Origin of the sequence: Bradyrhizobium sp. HKCCYLRH1030 (assembly GCF_051168395.1) — a bacterium.
In the GTDB taxonomy this organism is placed as follows: Bacteria; Pseudomonadota; Alphaproteobacteria; order Rhizobiales; family Xanthobacteraceae; genus Bradyrhizobium.
In genome coordinates this window covers 442,309-456,919 of the sequence record NZ_JBNPUY010000001.1, presented here as the reverse complement: position 1 = coordinate 456,919, position 14,611 = coordinate 442,309, and the positions used below count along the sequence as shown (strand labels likewise).

The 14,611-nt window shown below is 64.8% G+C and carries 13 protein-coding genes and 1 tRNA gene; 5 read left to right on the top strand and 9 right to left on the bottom strand.

The genetic code is table 11. The features are described from left to right. Window positions 1-71: 71 nt before the first annotated feature. The 3 genes from ACQR1E_RS01960 (at window position 72) to ACQR1E_RS01950 (ending at window position 1,735) form a co-directional block, all read left to right on the top strand. Entirely contained in the window at window positions 72-254 is a 183-nt protein-coding gene (locus tag ACQR1E_RS01960; protein WP_434896595.1) for a hypothetical protein, read from the top strand. A 173-nt stretch (window positions 255-427) separates the two neighbouring features. Then, complete coding sequence (locus ACQR1E_RS01955; protein ID WP_434896594.1) at window positions 428-988, top strand: hypothetical protein; 561 nt, start codon at window positions 428-430, stop codon at window positions 986-988. Window positions 989-1,429: 441 nt separating this feature from the next. Further along, a complete protein-coding gene (locus ACQR1E_RS01950) occupies window positions 1,430-1,735 on the top strand; it encodes a hypothetical protein (protein ID WP_315826920.1) in 306 nt (101 codons plus the stop codon). Window positions 1,736-1,914: 179 nt separating this feature from the next. On the opposite strand, the gene ACQR1E_RS01945 is transcribed toward ACQR1E_RS01950, so the two are convergent. The 6 genes from ACQR1E_RS01945 to ACQR1E_RS01920 all read right to left on the bottom strand — a co-directional run bounded on the left by ACQR1E_RS01945 (window position 1,915) and on the right by ACQR1E_RS01920 (window position 9,109). Further along, complete coding sequence (locus ACQR1E_RS01945) at window positions 1,915-2,322, bottom strand: hypothetical protein (RefSeq protein WP_434896593.1); 408 nt, start codon at window positions 2,320-2,322, stop codon at window positions 1,915-1,917. 266 nt (window positions 2,323-2,588) lie between these two features. Continuing rightward, entirely contained in the window at window positions 2,589-3,260 is a 672-nt protein-coding gene (locus ACQR1E_RS01940; RefSeq protein ID WP_434896592.1) for a hypothetical protein, read from the bottom strand. A gap of 86 nt (window positions 3,261-3,346) precedes the next feature. Further along, window positions 3,347-4,525, bottom strand: a complete 1,179-nt coding sequence (locus ACQR1E_RS01935; protein ID WP_316164812.1) for a TylF/MycF/NovP-related O-methyltransferase — start codon at window positions 4,523-4,525, stop codon at window positions 3,347-3,349. Between the two features lie 434 nt (window positions 4,526-4,959). Then, window positions 4,960-5,035, bottom strand: a tRNA-Lys gene (locus tag ACQR1E_RS01930). A gap of 431 nt (window positions 5,036-5,466) precedes the next feature. Next, window positions 5,467-8,172, bottom strand: a complete 2,706-nt coding sequence (locus tag ACQR1E_RS01925) for a glycosyltransferase (RefSeq protein WP_316164813.1) — start codon at window positions 8,170-8,172, stop codon at window positions 5,467-5,469. Window positions 8,173-8,527: 355 nt separating this feature from the next. Further along, window positions 8,528-9,109, bottom strand: a complete 582-nt coding sequence (locus tag ACQR1E_RS01920; protein ID WP_315751613.1) for a beta-1-3, beta-1-6-glucan biosynthesis protein — start codon at window positions 9,107-9,109, stop codon at window positions 8,528-8,530. 435 nt (window positions 9,110-9,544) lie between these two features. Between ACQR1E_RS01920 and ACQR1E_RS01915 the strand changes: the two genes are divergently transcribed. After that, window positions 9,545-11,074, top strand: a complete 1,530-nt coding sequence (locus tag ACQR1E_RS01915) for a beta-(1-6) glucans synthase (RefSeq protein ID WP_316164852.1) — start codon at window positions 9,545-9,547, stop codon at window positions 11,072-11,074. Here ACQR1E_RS01915 and ACQR1E_RS01910 read toward each other — a convergent pair. Then, window positions 11,034-11,414, bottom strand: coding sequence for a hypothetical protein (locus ACQR1E_RS01910; protein WP_284416120.1), 381 nt, complete (start codon window positions 11,412-11,414; stop codon window positions 11,034-11,036). The genes ACQR1E_RS01915 and ACQR1E_RS01910 overlap by 41 nt on opposite strands. Window positions 11,415-11,522: 108 nt before the next feature. Continuing rightward, window positions 11,523-12,875, bottom strand: coding sequence for a hypothetical protein (locus ACQR1E_RS01905; protein ID WP_315712026.1), 1,353 nt, complete (start codon window positions 12,873-12,875; stop codon window positions 11,523-11,525). 135 nt (window positions 12,876-13,010) lie between these two features. On the opposite strand from ACQR1E_RS01905, the gene glmU reads away from it, so the two are divergent. Beyond that, window positions 13,011-14,357, top strand: a complete 1,347-nt coding sequence (gene glmU, locus ACQR1E_RS01900; RefSeq protein WP_315712025.1) for a bifunctional UDP-N-acetylglucosamine diphosphorylase/glucosamine-1-phosphate N-acetyltransferase GlmU — start codon at window positions 13,011-13,013, stop codon at window positions 14,355-14,357. Between the two features lie 9 nt (window positions 14,358-14,366). Here glmU and ACQR1E_RS01895 read toward each other — a convergent pair whose 3' ends face one another. Beyond that, a complete protein-coding gene (locus ACQR1E_RS01895; protein WP_315712023.1) occupies window positions 14,367-14,594 on the bottom strand; it encodes a hypothetical protein in 228 nt (75 codons plus the stop codon). Between the last annotated feature and the right edge of the window lie 17 nt (window positions 14,595-14,611).

The window sequence follows — 14,611 nt, the reverse complement described above, 5'->3', positions numbered from 1 at the left end:
AGCGGACTGGACAGGGGTGATCGTGTTGAGCGGCCTGATGAAATAAGTTTGTCCGCGCATCCTCACAGCACATGTTGCTGGAAAGCGCAGCGCCGTCGCGCCATGATCCGGTCTCTGCCCCTGAATGCCTGCCGGCCACTGCAATCAGCGCGAGCATCGCGCACGCCGCCCTGGCATTGATCGCAAGGCAGGTCGTGACGGAGCAACGGCGTCATGTTGATGACCCTGAATTCCCGCCGCTGGCGCTCGTCTGACACGTGCAATACTACGACCTAATTAATGCTGGGGACGACAGCGACTGTGTCCTACCCGCAACGTCATCGGTTTTTGATAGTCGCTCTATTCCCCCTGAGGTTGCGGCTATTGTTCCCCAGATCGGCCCCTGCTACCGCTAGTCAACAACAGTAGGGGTGCTGTGGGGGCTCAAATGAACGGTTTGCGTCGGATGGCCGGCTGGCTGGCCATCGTTGGAGGGGCGTGTCTTGGCGGGTGTGCTGCGCCGCTTGCGGTCAACAGTGTGACCGACGTCAGGTCGACGACAGGCAGCCGAGGAATCGACGTCTACGAGCCGAAGCGCCGCACCGACGCAAGCGTGCCCGAGTTCGCGGGTGACCAGCTCGTGGAGGTGCGGACATTTCACAATCCCGGCGGGGGAGGCGAGGTCGAGATGGCCGGGGCCTCCTGCTCGCTGGAAGCCTCCGGCTTCACGGCAACCATGACGAGCCCCGCGAAGGTGCGCGTGCCGCTCTATCGCGGACAGTCGAGCACGCTTGCCGTGACCTGCCAAAAGCCCGGCTATCAAAAGCGGATGATCACGGTCGCACCCTTCGATGCGACGCGCCAGGCTCGTCTGGCCAGCGGCGTCAACGGCGGGATCCTTGGTGCGGTCATCGTGGCAGGCATCGATGCCGCCGCCGACAACACGAAGAACGACTGGCGTTATCCCGTGGCGAAGGTCGTGCTGGAGGCCGATGCCCCCGGCGGGTAAGGGACGGATCTTTCGTCATTGGCGGTTACGGTTGCGGTGACAGTGCATGAAACTGCCGCGCCAAGTAGCGAGGTCAATTTAGCGCACCGGAATTCTCGCTCAAGGCCGCCCGACCGGAGGCAGTCCCCGGGCCTGCCGCAAGCACTCGGTCTCGGACTGTCCGCGCCACCGGCAGTCGTCATACTTGATACTTGGCCGACAGGAGCGCGTCCATCAGGACAGCGATCAGCACCATGCACGCCAATGCCTGACGATTGTCCGCCTTCATGGATGGCTCACGCCAGTCTAACCTGTCCCGGCGCGTCAAGCTGGAAAACCTTGCGCCGTCGCGCCATGATCCGGCCCTGGCCAGCATTCATGCTGGCCGGCCGCTGCAACCTCGGCAGGCGCCATGCGTGGCGACGGCGCGTCGCCGGACGCTGAACCCTGGAGTGGACGACCATGAGAGCCCTCGCGCTGATCCCCCTGATCGCATGCCTCGCCGGCTGCGGGATGGTCGACGCCGTTCAAAACGGACTTGCCTACAGCCGGGCTGTCGAAGCCGACCTCCTCGCCGAAACCGGCGTGCGTCCCGCAGTCGGCTTCAACTGGAACAACGGCACGCTGACGTCGGTCATGGTGACCTTCCCCAAGCTCTACACCGCCAAGCCGCTGCCGGAGCTGTCGGAGAAGGTCCGGGCCGCGGTGGTCAAGGAATTCAAGCAGAGCCCGAAGCAGCTGGTGCTTGGGTTTGCAGTGAGCGGGTGAAGGGCTAAGGCAGTGCGGCCGCGTTACCTGAGGTCGATGGAAGTTTAGTGCACTGTCACCGTAACCTGATCGCGGCTTGGTTAGTAGTGATGCTATATAGATTACACATGGATCAATATGACTTCTTGGCGAAAGCCTCGCTGTTTGTCACGCTGGCTAATTCATCAAGTCGCCCTGGTCTATTTCGATCTGATCATCAGGTTGCCCTTGTACCGCTTGAACTCATACGTCCGATGGCTCTTGCGGTTTGGATTCAGGCCCTCACGGCAGTTTGCCGAAATCGTCGCGAAGTAGGCGACACCAGATGGTGCCACGTCCTGCTTCGTCCGAATGCTTTCCGGGTTGCAGTAGGTTTCGACATCGCCTCCCATGTTAAAGACAAATTCCCATTGGTCGATCGAGAGGATTTCGTTGCACTTGTGATCTTCGGTCCAGCTGGGCAGCGTGTAGGTGGTGATGTCGCCATCCTTCGACGGCGTGCACCACTCCCCGATGAAGTCTATCGGCATGTTCTTCGGAGCTGCGAATGCGTTGGTGGTCATGCTGATCGAGAAGCTGAGGATTGCGAGAAGAGTATTTTTCATCATTGAACGTCCCACAATTGGCTGACTCTCAGGGATTACGGTGACAGTGCTCAATATTCAGGAACGAAAACGACGATCGAATTAGTGCACTGTCACCGTATTTACCCGGTTTTGAAGTGGAGCAATCATCGGAAATGGCCCCCAAGTGGCCTAGCTTACCAACCTGGAAATGCTGGGACGAGATCTCCAGAATTACGGAATTACGGTGACAGTGCACTTAATAATTCTGATGGGGTGGGTTAGGGGGAGACTCATGAAGCCCCTCCTGATCAACTTGATGACCCGATGATGCCCTTGCGCTGCAAGTCGTCAAAGATCGCTGCGACCGAGCTCGAAGCATTTGCGCCGTCACCGACGAAGAGAAGGCCGCCGGCGTTGACCTGACCATTTCCGACCCAAAGAGTGCGTCCGGTGCTTGCCTCAAGAAGCCGCGCCGTGAACGTGGTCTGACGCTTGTAGCGGTAGGTCGGCGTCGCGGTGGCAACCACCATGCCTGATGACGTCCCATTCATGGATATGGTCGACGTGTTGCCGAAGGTGTTGACGGTACCGATCGAGCTCGATGTTCCGGTGTATTGGCCCGACAAGATCGTCCCGGCGTATTGTTGCTGCACACCGCTATCGCCCACGCTGATGACGAGGACGCCTTCAATCGCGTCACGCGCGAGTCCCTGTTGAACCTCGGCATTGGTGTAGGTCCGTGTCGGTGGGAACAGCATCAGCGCGTCGTCAGCGACGACGCCGCGTTTCCGCGCCTCCTCGGCGATGTTCGTTTGAATGCTCGTGACGAGCGGACCGGGTCCAGAGACGTAAGCGACCATGCGGCCGATCGGCTTCGCCGGCAATTGTCGGTCGGCATATCCCTGCATCGATGTCGTGATGCAGCCCGACAAGGAAATGGCAGCCAATGGAATCGCGACGACCGTTCCTACCCAATTCATCGAAACGCCCCGGCAATAAATCAAAGACTGCAACGCTCGATTGTGCCTTGGATTGGCCGAACAAGCCAGTCGGCATGTGGACAACCTTACGCCGTCGTCATCCCAAAAAACCGCTTCACGGTGGCGGTGCACAAAAATGGAGCTATGCGACGCCACGTCCGACGCACAGCCCCTGACGCCGATGGTGGCTTGATGATCAGGCCTTGCCCTGTGGGAAGCGCGAGAATAGCGACGCCATGCTGAGAGGCCCAAGCGTCGAACGCACGCTTCTGGGCCTCGTAGCGGACGAAACCATAATCGTCGAGCAGAACCGGGGCGCCGGGCTGCAGCTTGCTCCAGAAGTGGTCGATGGCCGCGATCTCGGGCGTGACGTTGTTCATGTCGATCGACAGATAAGCGACGGCATTGATGTCGACGGTCGACAGGCTGGATGGGACACTGCCACGAATGATTTCGACGTTGTTGTATTCGGAGAAGTTGCGAACGGCATCCTCATAGATGTCGGTCTTGTACATCTCTCTGAAGTAGCCGAGGTTGCCGCTTGCGGCCTCCTCATCGGTGACGAGGCGCTCGTCGACCCCGGTAAACGTATCAAACAGAAAAAATCGACGTTGGAGGTTGTTCCAGTCGAGATAGTGCATGATCGAAGAGCTGAGCATGCCGCGACAGACGCCGCATTCGACGAAATCGCCGCCAAGGCTGACGCCGATGCTGGCGCACCAGAGCGCAACATGCGTCCGCCAGAAATAGCGAGGCTCATAGCCCTCGGCGGCGGCGCCACGTTCGTAGGCGGCGACAAAGCGGGGATCCCGCATGAAGTCATGGTTGTGCACGATCGCGGGATCGGTTCGCAATCCCGCGTAGTCGTATACGGGCGTGTAGAGCCGGGGGCCGGCAACGTCCGGAGTCGAGGGCTCGCTCGTGTTGGTACCGTCGTTCGCTCCGGCCAGCTGCAGCTTGAGCTTAATGAGCTCGGTCGACATCTCACGAAGCGCCAAACTCTCGCGCTGCAGGTTCTGGAGATAGCTGGCCGATACCGTCTCCGTCGGTTCGCTGGCTTGCGAATCCGTTGGGACCTGATCCTCACCTTCGTTGCCCGATCGCGCGGGATCGAGTTCGACGACGTCGTTCGGTCCTGCCTCGTTGTCCTGCTCGCTGGCATTGCGGGCCGACGAGACCAGCTGATGGAGCGTCGATTGGCGAATAAGTTGGAAGCCGACGCCGTTGAGCAGCCGGTTGATCACGGCGCCATAGCTTGCAGACATGCTGGCTCCACTGGCGCGAACGCCTAGCCAAAAAGGCCTTACTGGAATTCGATGAAAATGACTTGCGATACCTTTGGTTGTCGACCTTAGCACCCTGGTTGCGCAGACTGCAATTCCGGCAGACGTGGAGGTGCCGACATGATCGAGCTGACGCGCGGTGATCGGGCAGCTTCTTCGTGACATCGCCTTGGTGGAAGAGATCATGGAGACGTCCCGCCAGCTTCGCACGAGCATCGTAGCCAAGGGAATGACTGAGGATCCAAAGCCGCGTGAGGATCGAGGGCGTTCGACTCATCGAGTATGAAATCGAGTTCCGATCGAGACGCATTCAGGCTGCCGCTTACGGGCGATCCAGGCCACGCATCGTCTTACCGATGTGCCGACGTGGCCAAGGGAGGCGTCTACCAGGCTGACTATTCGATCGTTCGGGATCTTGGTGAGCGCGCCGGGACTCGAACCCGGGACCCCATGATTAAAAGTCACGTGCTCTACCGGCTGAGCTACGCGCTCGCTTCCAAGAAGCGGTGCGACGGCAGGGCCGTCACGGTCCGGATCGTCGGCAGGTCCCCATCGGAACGCTTTAGGCGTGGCCGTGGTTCACTGCGGCATGAGATCGGGGCGGCAAAAAAACCCGACCTTGGGCCGCATGCTGTCGTGGGCGCTGTGTAGGGGGTGGGTCCGTTCCGGTCAATAGGGCGGGCGGGGGAAACCACGGGAGATCGACGATCGTTTCGGGCGCGGCGATGACGGTGCCGTAGCCCGCCATGAGCCGCCATCATGAGCCGCCGTCGGCGCTCGAGAGCGCGGCAGCGGAGGCGACCTGCGGGGGCTCACGGGCCGTCGCAATGACCCCGGGTGTCGCTGCCGCCTGCGCCCCCTCGGGCCCAGGCGTCCGCTCATTCGGGCTACGCGGCGCAGGCTTCCGCAGGCCTCGCTCGGCGCTACGCCTTCTCCGCCGCCTTCGTTGCCGCCGCGCTCAGCGGCGCCGGTTGCATTCCGGGCCCGGCCAGCTCGGGCACCCAGACCGGGCGCAGGCCGATCAGCTCGGCGGTGCGGACGGTGGCGTGGCGCCAGAACTCGAAGGAGTTGATGCGGGACATCTCCAGCAGCGCGATGGCGACCGCTGAGAGGAATGGCAGGCTCTCCAGGATCAGGACGGCGGCGAAGATGTAGAGCTCGGTGATGGCAAGCGTGTTGGTCACGATCAGAATCGTGGCGCCGATCAGGAGCAGGGCGCCGATCACGGCCTCCCAGAACGCCTGGAACTCGATCGACATCCGCGACAGGCCGCCCTTGGACGTGCGGGCGAACGCCAGGTGCTCGGTGATCAGGCCCTGCGCCACGGCGCGGCTGACCGTCCACTGCACGCTCATCGCCGCAACCATCGCGCCCAGCATCTGCCACGGCTTCACCGCCACCCGCAGCCGGTAGAGAATCAGGAAGTGGGCGAGCGAGACCACGAAGGCGGCGAGGATCGGGATGGTCAGGATCTTGTCGGGAATGGCGATGCCGGCGAAGGCAACGATCGGCGTCCAGATCAGGTTGAGGATCGCCACCACGACGCCGAGGCTCTCGGCGCCGAGCCAGTTGAGCCAGCCGAGCGAGAACTCGCGCTTCTGGTCCGAGGTCAGCCGGCTGTGGCCGGGCAGGAAGCGGCGCCAGTGCTTCTTGACGATCTGGAAGCCGCCATAGGCCCAGCGATGGCGCTGCTTCTTGAACGCCTCGTAGGTGTCGGGCAGCAGCCCCGAGCCGTAGCGGGTGGCGGTGTAATGGGTCTGCCATCCCAGCTCCTGGATCGCGAGGCCGAGATCGGTGTCCTCGCAGATCGTGTCGCTCGACCAGCCGCCGGCCATGTCCATCGCCGCGCGCCGGATCAGGCACATCGTGCCGTGCACGATGATCGCGTTCTCCTCGTTGCGCTGGACCATGCCGATGTCGAAGAACCCGGCGTACTCGCCGTTCATGATGTAGTGCATCAGCGACAGATGCTCGTCGCGATGCTCCTGCGGCGCCTGCACCAGGCCCACGGCGGGGTCGGCGAAGGCGGGCACGAGGTCGGAGAGCCAGTCCGGCGTCACGACATAGTCGGCGTCGATGATGCCGATGATCTCGGCGTCAACAGCGGTGCGCTCCATCGCGATGCGCAGCGCGCCGGCCTTGAAGCCCTTGACCTTCTCGGCGTTGATGAACTTGAAGCGCTCGCCGAGCATGCGGCAGTGATCCTGGATCGGCTGCCAGAACGCCGGGTCGGGCGTGTTGTTGATGATGCACACGACCTCGTAGTTCGGGTAGTCGAGCCGGGCCAGCGCATCGAGCGTCTGCTTCATCATGTCGACCGGCTCGAAATAGGCCGGCACGTGGATCGACACCTTCGGGCAATAGCCCTCCGGCATCGCGGCGCGCTCTTGCGCGACCTTGTCGCGGGTCAAGAGGCGCTGCGGCTCGCGGCCGAAGGCGATCGCGGCGATCTCCTCGATGCGGGCCATCGCGATGAGGATCAGGGGAACCAGGAGGATCAGGCCCAGCGTCAGCGCGAAGGTCGAGCCCCAGACGAAATAGTGCACGTTCCAATAGGCGAAGACGTTGGAGACCCAGGCGCCGACGCCGTGTGCCGTGATGGCGAGCATCATGGCCTGCAGCACGGTCGGCTGGCGCAGCCGCACGATCGGCAGCGACAAGAGCACGCCGACCAGGAGCGCGATGGTCGCGAGCTGCCAATAGTCGGGATTCACGATCGGGCCGGTCCAGGCGAATTTCGCCTCGCGCGCGGCATTGAGGACGCCCCAGTACGGGCCGACGCCGCCTTCGAAATATTTCCAGGGCTGATCGATCGCCTCGACGATGTTGTATTCCATGCCGATCGAGGCGGCCTGGGCCAGAAAATTGCGCAGCACCTTCGCCTGCCGGAGCGGGCCGGGCACGGCGGGACCGCGGTTGTCGCCGCTGCGGCTGTAGCCCTGACTCGGCCAGCCGAACTCGGCGATCATGATGCGCTTGCCGGGGAACTGCTTCTTCAGGAGCTGATAGCGATCCACCGCCTGATCGACGGCCTGGTCGTCGGTGAAGAATTCCCAATAGGGCAGGACGTGCGCGGCGATGAAGTCGACATTGGCCGCGAGCTCGGGGTTGTCGCGCCAGGTGTTCCAGACGTCGCCGGTGGTGACGGGCACGTTGACCGACTTCTTCACGCGCTTGATCTTCTCGATCAGCTCATCGACCTTCTGGGTCGCCGTGAGGATGGTCTCGTTGCCGACCACGATGCCGATGACGTTGCTGTTGCGGCGGGCGAGGGTGATGGCCGACTGGATCTCGCGCTCGTTGCGGTCCGGATCCTTGTCGATCCAGGCGCCGAGCATCACCTTCAGCCCCGCCTCCGCCGCCAGCGGCGGCACGATCTCGAGGCCGCCGGTAGACGAGTAGAGCCGGATGGCCCGCGTCATCGTGGCGAGCTTCTTCATGTCGGCGCGGATGCGTTCCGGCGAGGCCACGGTGTTGGCGCCGGGAGCCCCGGTTCCTTCATGCGGATCGTAGGAGACGCTCTGCAGCAGGCCGGTAAAACTGGGGGCCTCCTGTTTGTCCTGCAGCAGTCCCCAGAGGGCGGCGTGCACAGCGGTGACGAGGAGCAGGACGGCGACAACGGCACGCATTGGAGGGGCAACCATTCCTAGGATCAAGTCAGCGGTGAAGCGGAGCGGTCGATCGCCGTTCCATCTCGGGTATCCGATGCTACCGGGATCACGTTCGCGGGCGACGTCCGACGACGAGCGGCGAAGGCGATCATTCTCACGCCGTCACAGCCGAAGGCCGCGACATCATATGTCATCCCAACAGAGCCCAATCCTGCTGAACGGTGCCTGAACCGGGGCGAGGCTCAGGCGCGCGTCGAGGACCTCGATCGTATCTCGGCCGTATCCTGCCACGTGATCGGAGCGCTGTCATGCCGCAGCCGCGCATGGCGCCTGGTCGTCGGGATCGTGCGTCCCGCCTGCCTTCAGGCGCCGGTCACTTCGCCGGAGGCTGCGCGGGCGAGGGCGATGCCTGGGGAGCGGGCTGCTGCGTCGGCGCTGGCGAAGCCTGCGCGGCCGGGGTCGAGGCCGGGCCCGGCGCAGGCGCCGCAGCCACCTGCGGCTTGGCGTCCGGATTGATCCAGCAGCCGTGGACGTGGTTGTTCAGCGAGTTCGGCATCTTCGGATCGATCTGCGGGATGAAGCGCGTCAGGCAGCGGAAGGCGGCCTGAACGTGGCCGCCGGGGCAGCCGAACCGGTCATAGAGATCAAGGTGGCGGAAGGCGGTATCGAGGTCGTCGTTGTACATCAACTGGACGACGCGGCGGCCGAGCCAGACGCATTCGGGATTGCCGGCCGGGCCGCCACTGAGCGCCTGGGACGCTTCGGTGAATTCGTCGGCCTTGCGCTGGTTCTCCTTCGACACGTCGGCCGGATTGGCCGCCTGCGGCTTTTGGTCCTGGGGATGGTCGCTGCCGCTCTGGGCGAGCGCGCCGGGCGCGCCGATGAGGAGCACGAGGCCCAGAGCCGCCGACAGGCGCGAAACCGAAAACTTGGAGTGGAGCACGCGTCGACCCATAAATTCCCCGATTGTTGCCTTCGTGCCGTCCCCTGACGGACGCAGTGTTGATGCCGATCAAATCAGCCCCGATTGCGGCGGGAGATTGATTCCGACTGTCGCAGAGCGTTCCTAACGGGCGCTTGCGCAGGGGCCCAATCTGGGTTGCGACGTTGCGACGGCCGGGGCCAACCGGGATTCCCAATGACCGGAATCTCGGATTTTGTCCAGCAACGTACCAACTTTCTCGCGTCATCGTAAAAGGGCGATGTGGAGCGGGTACGCCGGGAGCGCCGGAGGGCCCGATCGCCTACTTGGCAGATCGCCGCCGACCGGGTAATCGACACCACCCTGCCTGGAGACACGGAACTGAAATCCCTTCCTACGCCGCTGGCGCTTCTGCTCATATCCTTGGGTGTCATCGCCGCCGCGTGGTGGTGGCTGGCCCAGCCGATCATGCTCGCGCGCGCGCCGATCGAGCCAGCTTCGAAGCTGCAGTGCGTGTCCTATGCGCCGTTCCGCGGCCAGCAGAGCCCGCTGGATCCGACCACCCATATCGACGCCGAGCAGATCGAGCAGGACCTGGTGCAGCTCGCCAAGATCTCCGAATGCGTGCGCACCTATTCGATCGAGAACGGTCTCGACCAGGTGCCGGGAATCGCCGCCCGCGTCGGCATCAAGGTGATCCAGGGCATCTGGCTCGGCTCCAACAAGCTGAAGAACCAGCAGCAGATCGGCATCGCGGTCGACCTGATCAAGCGCTATCCGAAGGTGATCACGGCCGTCGTGGTCGGCAACGAGGTGCTGCTGCGCGGCGAGATGACATCAGCCGATCTGGCCGCGACCATCCGCGGCGTCAAGGCGCAGGTCACGATTCCCGTCACCTATGCCGACGTCTGGGAGTTCTGGCTGCGCAACCGCGAGCTCTACGACATCGTCGACTTCGTCACGGTTCATATCCTGCCGTACTGGGAGGACATCCCGGTGCGCGCGAAATTCGCCGCCTCCCATGTCGACGCCATCCGCCAGCAGGTCGGCGTCGCCTTTCCGGGGAAGGAGATCCTGATCGGCGAGACCGGCTGGCCGAGCGAGGGGCGCATGCGCGAGGGCGCGCTGCCGTCGCGGGCCAACCAGGCCCGCGTGGTGTCGGAGATCCTCAGCCTCGCCAAGCGCGAGAATTTCCGCGTCAACCTGATCGAGGCCTATGACCAGCCGTGGAAGCGCAAGCTCGAAGGCACGGTCGGCGGCTATTGGGGCCTGATCAGCGACGATACGCGGGCGCTGAAATATCCGCCGGGCGAGCCGGTCAGCAATTATCCGCTCTGGAAGCTGCAGATGGGCGGCGGCATGATCCTGTCTTTCGTGGTGTTCCTGGCCGGCTGGCTGACGGTGCGGCGCCGGCCCTGGCCGCCGCACCTCTCGGCCTGGGTCGGGGTCGGGATCTCCGCGACGACGGCGGGCGTGCTGTTCGGCATGGCCGCGGACAAGATGTTCTATGAGAGTCTCGGTGCCGGCGGCTGGCTGCATTGGGGGGCGCTGCTCGCGGCCGGCGTCCTGGCGCCGATCCTCAGCGCCAATGCGACGATGGCCGGGCGGCCGTTGCCGACCTTCCTCGACCTGCTCGGACCGAATGACGGCCGCAAGCAGTTGAAGATCACCTACCTGCTGGGCCTGGTCCTCGTCGTGACGGTGCTGATTGCGGCCGAGACGGCGCTCGGCTTCGTGTTCGACCCGCGCTACCGCGATTTCCCGTTCGCCAGCCTGACCATGGCGGTGGTGCCGTTCGCGATGCTGCTCGGCAATCGTCCGGCGCAGGGTCCCCGGCCGATCGCCGAGGCCAGCTTCGCCGGCCTGCTCGCGATCTCCTCGGTCTACGTGATCTACAACGAGGGCCGCGACAACTGGCAGGCGATGTGGACCTGCGCGATGTATCTGCTGCTGGCGTTCACGCTGTGGCGGGCGCGGGCCGCGCAAAGCCGAGGATGAGCAGGCCGATCGCCAGCCCCGACAGCACGATGTTGTAGAGCACGATGCCGAGGCCGGCGGCGATCAGCCCGCCGGTCAGCAGCACGATCGACGGCCGCATCACGTGCAGCACTGCGATCACCAGCGCCGTGGCGCCGAACACCGAATTCTTGAACAGCGTGGTCGCAACCGCCCGGCTCTTGCAGGCCAGCGTCTGCAGGCCGGCGTCGCAGGCGAGCGCGACGCTCGACAGCTCGATCGCCAGATAGCGCAGATAGAGGGCATAGCCGACGGTGACGAAGCCTATGATCAGGAGCCATTGCACCTGATAGGGCGAGAGGCGGAACGGGGTCTTTTTCATGCGCGGGACTATGCTGCGGAAAGGACGTGCGGACAAGCCGCAAAGCCGGTTCGCGGACTGCTTTCACAATCCGTCCCAACCGGCTTTGGCCGCACGTCGATTCGAGCCTCAGGAGCGGCGGAAGAACGACGACAGCGCCGACGGCTGTTCGGGCTTGGGCGCCTCTGCCGGCGGCGGTGCCGGCGCGGCCGCGGCCGGCGGCTCCTCGCGCTTGCCGTGACGCTGCTGCTGGGCCTGTGGCTGATACGTGCGCCGGCGCTGCACCGGCTTCTGGGCGGCAGCCGCGGGCGCGGCCGGCTTGGCCGCCTCCGGCTCCTCGCGGACCGCGAGGCGTTGGCCGTCATAGACGGTGGTCTCGCAAGCGCGCTGGCTCTCGGCGAGGACCGCGCAGATCTTCGCCGCCGTCGCCGCGTCGCCCAATGGGCCGGCGCCGAGCCGCAGTTGCATACCTGGACCGCCCCGGCCTTCCTTCAGGATGATGATCGGCCTGAGCAGGGCGAGGTCGGCATGGGTCTTCACGAGATCCCGCCACAGCGCCCGCAGGCCGCCGAGCGAGTTGGCTCCGCCGAGATCGACGGCGAATTCGGTCTTCTGGACCGCCGTGACCGCGGCGTCGGTGCTGTCACTGCCCTTGGCGCCGGCGGCCTCTGCGGGTTCGGCTCTTGCGAGCTTGTCGGTCTCGGCCGGCTTGCCGGCCGGGTCCGAGGCACCACCAGTCGGCTTGGAACCGGTCGCAGCCGGCGATGCGGACGAGGCTGACGGTGTCGGCGAAGGGGCGGAAGAGACGGGCGGTGACGAAGCCCCCGATAGCCCGGCCGACATCGGCTTGGCCTGCTCCTGTTTCGTCTTGTCGGCGCTCGCGGCAGCCGGCGGGGTACTCGGCTGAGCCGGACTGGTTCCGGCCGCCCCGTTGGGAACCGGCATGAACGGCGACGCGTTCGCATATGCGGGCAAGGGGCCGGGTGGCGGGGAACCCGACGGGGCCGCCACCGGGGCCTGGGACTCGACGGCAGCGATCTGTGGCGCGGGGGGCGCCTTGCTGCCGGGGGCGGGATTCGCGGTCGCCTGGGCGCTCTGCTTGGCCAGCGCGCCGGTCACCGAGTCCAATCCCTGCTCGAGCACCGTCACGCGCGCGTACAGCCGGTCGCGATCGGTGTTGAGCGTCTCGATGGCCGCGCCGAGCTGGCGCGCCTCGCCCTGGGTCTCACGGGCCAGCGACTGCAGCAGTTGCGCCTGGCGCGACAGATCGGCCGCGGAAACACGGTCCTGCCGCCATCCCTGTGCAGCCTGATTGGTGAAAACGGCCAGGCCGACGGCGCCGACGGCGCCAGCCCCCCACCAGCCGAGCCGCCACAGCGCGCGGCGATCGAACTCGTTCTCGTCGGCAAACAGTCCAGACAAAGTGGTGCCCGTCTTCTCAGCTGCATTTGCGCCGGCGGATTTGCGGGAGTCCTTAGCCATGAACCTGCCTTAATCGAATCACGAAGCGAACATTAACAGGAAAACCACCAGGGGCTTTAGCCGGTGCGGTTTGCCCCGCGCAGAAAACGCATTATGACAGCGCGACCTATGCGCTCCCTTCATCCCAGGTGTTTCATGACCGCTCGATCCAGTCTGACCATCGTGCTTGCGGCAGGCGAGGGCACCCGGATGCGCACGAGCGTGCCCAAGGTGTTGCATCCCATCGCCGGCGAATCACTGCTCGCGCACGTCCTGGCGGCGGCGCCGCACGGGGATGGCGCCAGCATCGCGGTGGTGGTGGGGCCGGGGCACGACGCGGTCGAGAAGGAAGCCAGGCGCCTGCGCCCGGATGCGGATATCTTCGTCCAGCACGACCGGCTGGGGACGGCGCATGCGGTGCTGGCGGCGCGGCAGGCGATCGCGCGCGGCGCAGACGATCTGCTGGTCGCATTCGGCGACACGCCGCTGATCACGGCCGAGACGTTCGCGCGGCTGCGGGCGGCGCTGGCGCAGGGCGCAGCGCTCGCCGTGCTCGGCTTTCGCGCCGCCGATCCGACCGGCTACGGTCGCCTGCTGCTCGACGGATCGAAGCTGGTCGCGATCCGCGAACAGGCCGATGCGAGCGAAGCGGAGCGGGCGATCACGCTGTGCAATGCCGGGGTGATGGCGATGGACGGCCGTTGCGCGCTCGCGATCCTCGACCGGATCGGCAACGCCAACAGCAAGGGCGAGTATTATCTCGTTGACGCGGTTGCGATCGCGCGCGAGCAGGGGCTCGACGCGGTCGTGATCGAGACGTCTGAAGACGAAGTGCGCGGCATCAACACCAAGGCGCAGCTCGCCGAGGCCGAGGCCGTGATGCAGACCCGGTTGCGCCGCGCGGCCATGGATGCGGGCGTGACGCTGATCGCGCCGGAGACCGTCTATCTCGCCGCGGATACGACGTTCGGCAAGGACGTGACCATCGAGCCGTTCGTCGTGATCGGCCCCGGCGTGTCGATCGGCGACGGCGCGGTGGTGCATTCGTTCTCGCACATCGTGCAATCCAAGCTCGGCCGCAACAGCCTGCTCGGGCCGTTCGCGCGGCTGCGGCCCGGTACGTCGCTCGGCGAAGGCGCCAAGATCGGCAATTTCGTCGAGGCCAAGGCCGCAGTGCTGGAGGCGGGCGTGAAGGTCAATCACCTGTCCTATATCGGCGACGCCCATGTCGGCGCCAATTCCAACATCGGTGCCGGCACCATCACCTGCAACTATGACGGCTTCAACAAGCACAAGACGAACATCGGCGAGGGCGCCTTCATCGGCACCAACACCTCGCTGGTGGCGCCGATCAACATCGGCGCCCGCGCCTATATCGGCTCAGGCTCGGTGATCACGCGCGACGTGCCCGACGATGCGCTGGCGCTGGAGCGCAGTCCTCAGACGACGCGCGAAGGCGCCGCGGCGCGCTTTCGGAATGCCAAGCAACGCCACAAGAAGTGAGCTGAGACATCAGCTTTCGTCGTCTTGGAACTCGGCGAACATCGCACGCGTCAGGCGCCAGCCGCGGCGGGTGGCGTGCTTGACCGGCTCGTTCGTACGGTGCTTGATAGGCATCGGCTTGAGCTCGTTGCTCAAGGTCGGCGGCGGCCAGTGCGCCAGATGGCTCCCGGACGTCGGATGCGACAGGCTCAGCGGGCTGGTGCCCTTGGGATCAGTTGGGCGGCGGCTATAGGTCATGGCGTCCTCTCCGACGC

Coding starts and splice junctions, on each gene's coding strand:
- glmU (WP_315712025.1), top strand. CDS start 13,011: ATGACCGCTCGATCCAGTCTGACCATCGTGCTTGCGGCAGGCGAGGGC.
- ACQR1E_RS01950 (WP_315826920.1), top strand. CDS start 1,430: ATGAGAGCCCTCGCGCTGATCCCCCTGATCGCATGCCTCGCCGGCTGC.
- ACQR1E_RS01935 (WP_316164812.1), bottom strand. CDS start 4,525: ATGTCTGCAAGCTATGGCGCCGTGATCAACCGGCTGCTCAACGGCGTC.
- ACQR1E_RS01955 (WP_434896594.1), top strand. CDS start 428: ATGAACGGTTTGCGTCGGATGGCCGGCTGGCTGGCCATCGTTGGAGGG.
- ACQR1E_RS01925 (WP_316164813.1), bottom strand. CDS start 8,172: ATGCGTGCCGTTGTCGCCGTCCTGCTCCTCGTCACCGCTGTGCACGCC.
- ACQR1E_RS01910 (WP_284416120.1), bottom strand. CDS start 11,414: ATGAAAAAGACCCCGTTCCGCCTCTCGCCCTATCAGGTGCAATGGCTC.
- ACQR1E_RS01920 (WP_315751613.1), bottom strand. CDS start 9,109: ATGGGTCGACGCGTGCTCCACTCCAAGTTTTCGGTTTCGCGCCTGTCG.
- ACQR1E_RS01960 (WP_434896595.1), top strand. CDS start 72: ATGTTGCTGGAAAGCGCAGCGCCGTCGCGCCATGATCCGGTCTCTGCC.
- ACQR1E_RS01940 (WP_434896592.1), bottom strand. CDS start 3,260: ATGAATTGGGTAGGAACGGTCGTCGCGATTCCATTGGCTGCCATTTCC.
- ACQR1E_RS01915 (WP_316164852.1), top strand. CDS start 9,545: ATGCTCGCGCGCGCGCCGATCGAGCCAGCTTCGAAGCTGCAGTGCGTG.
- ACQR1E_RS01905 (WP_315712026.1), bottom strand. CDS start 12,875: ATGGCTAAGGACTCCCGCAAATCCGCCGGCGCAAATGCAGCTGAGAAG.
- ACQR1E_RS01945 (WP_434896593.1), bottom strand. CDS start 2,322: ATGATGAAAAATACTCTTCTCGCAATCCTCAGCTTCTCGATCAGCATG.
- ACQR1E_RS01895 (WP_315712023.1), bottom strand. CDS start 14,594: ATGACCTATAGCCGCCGCCCAACTGATCCCAAGGGCACCAGCCCGCTG.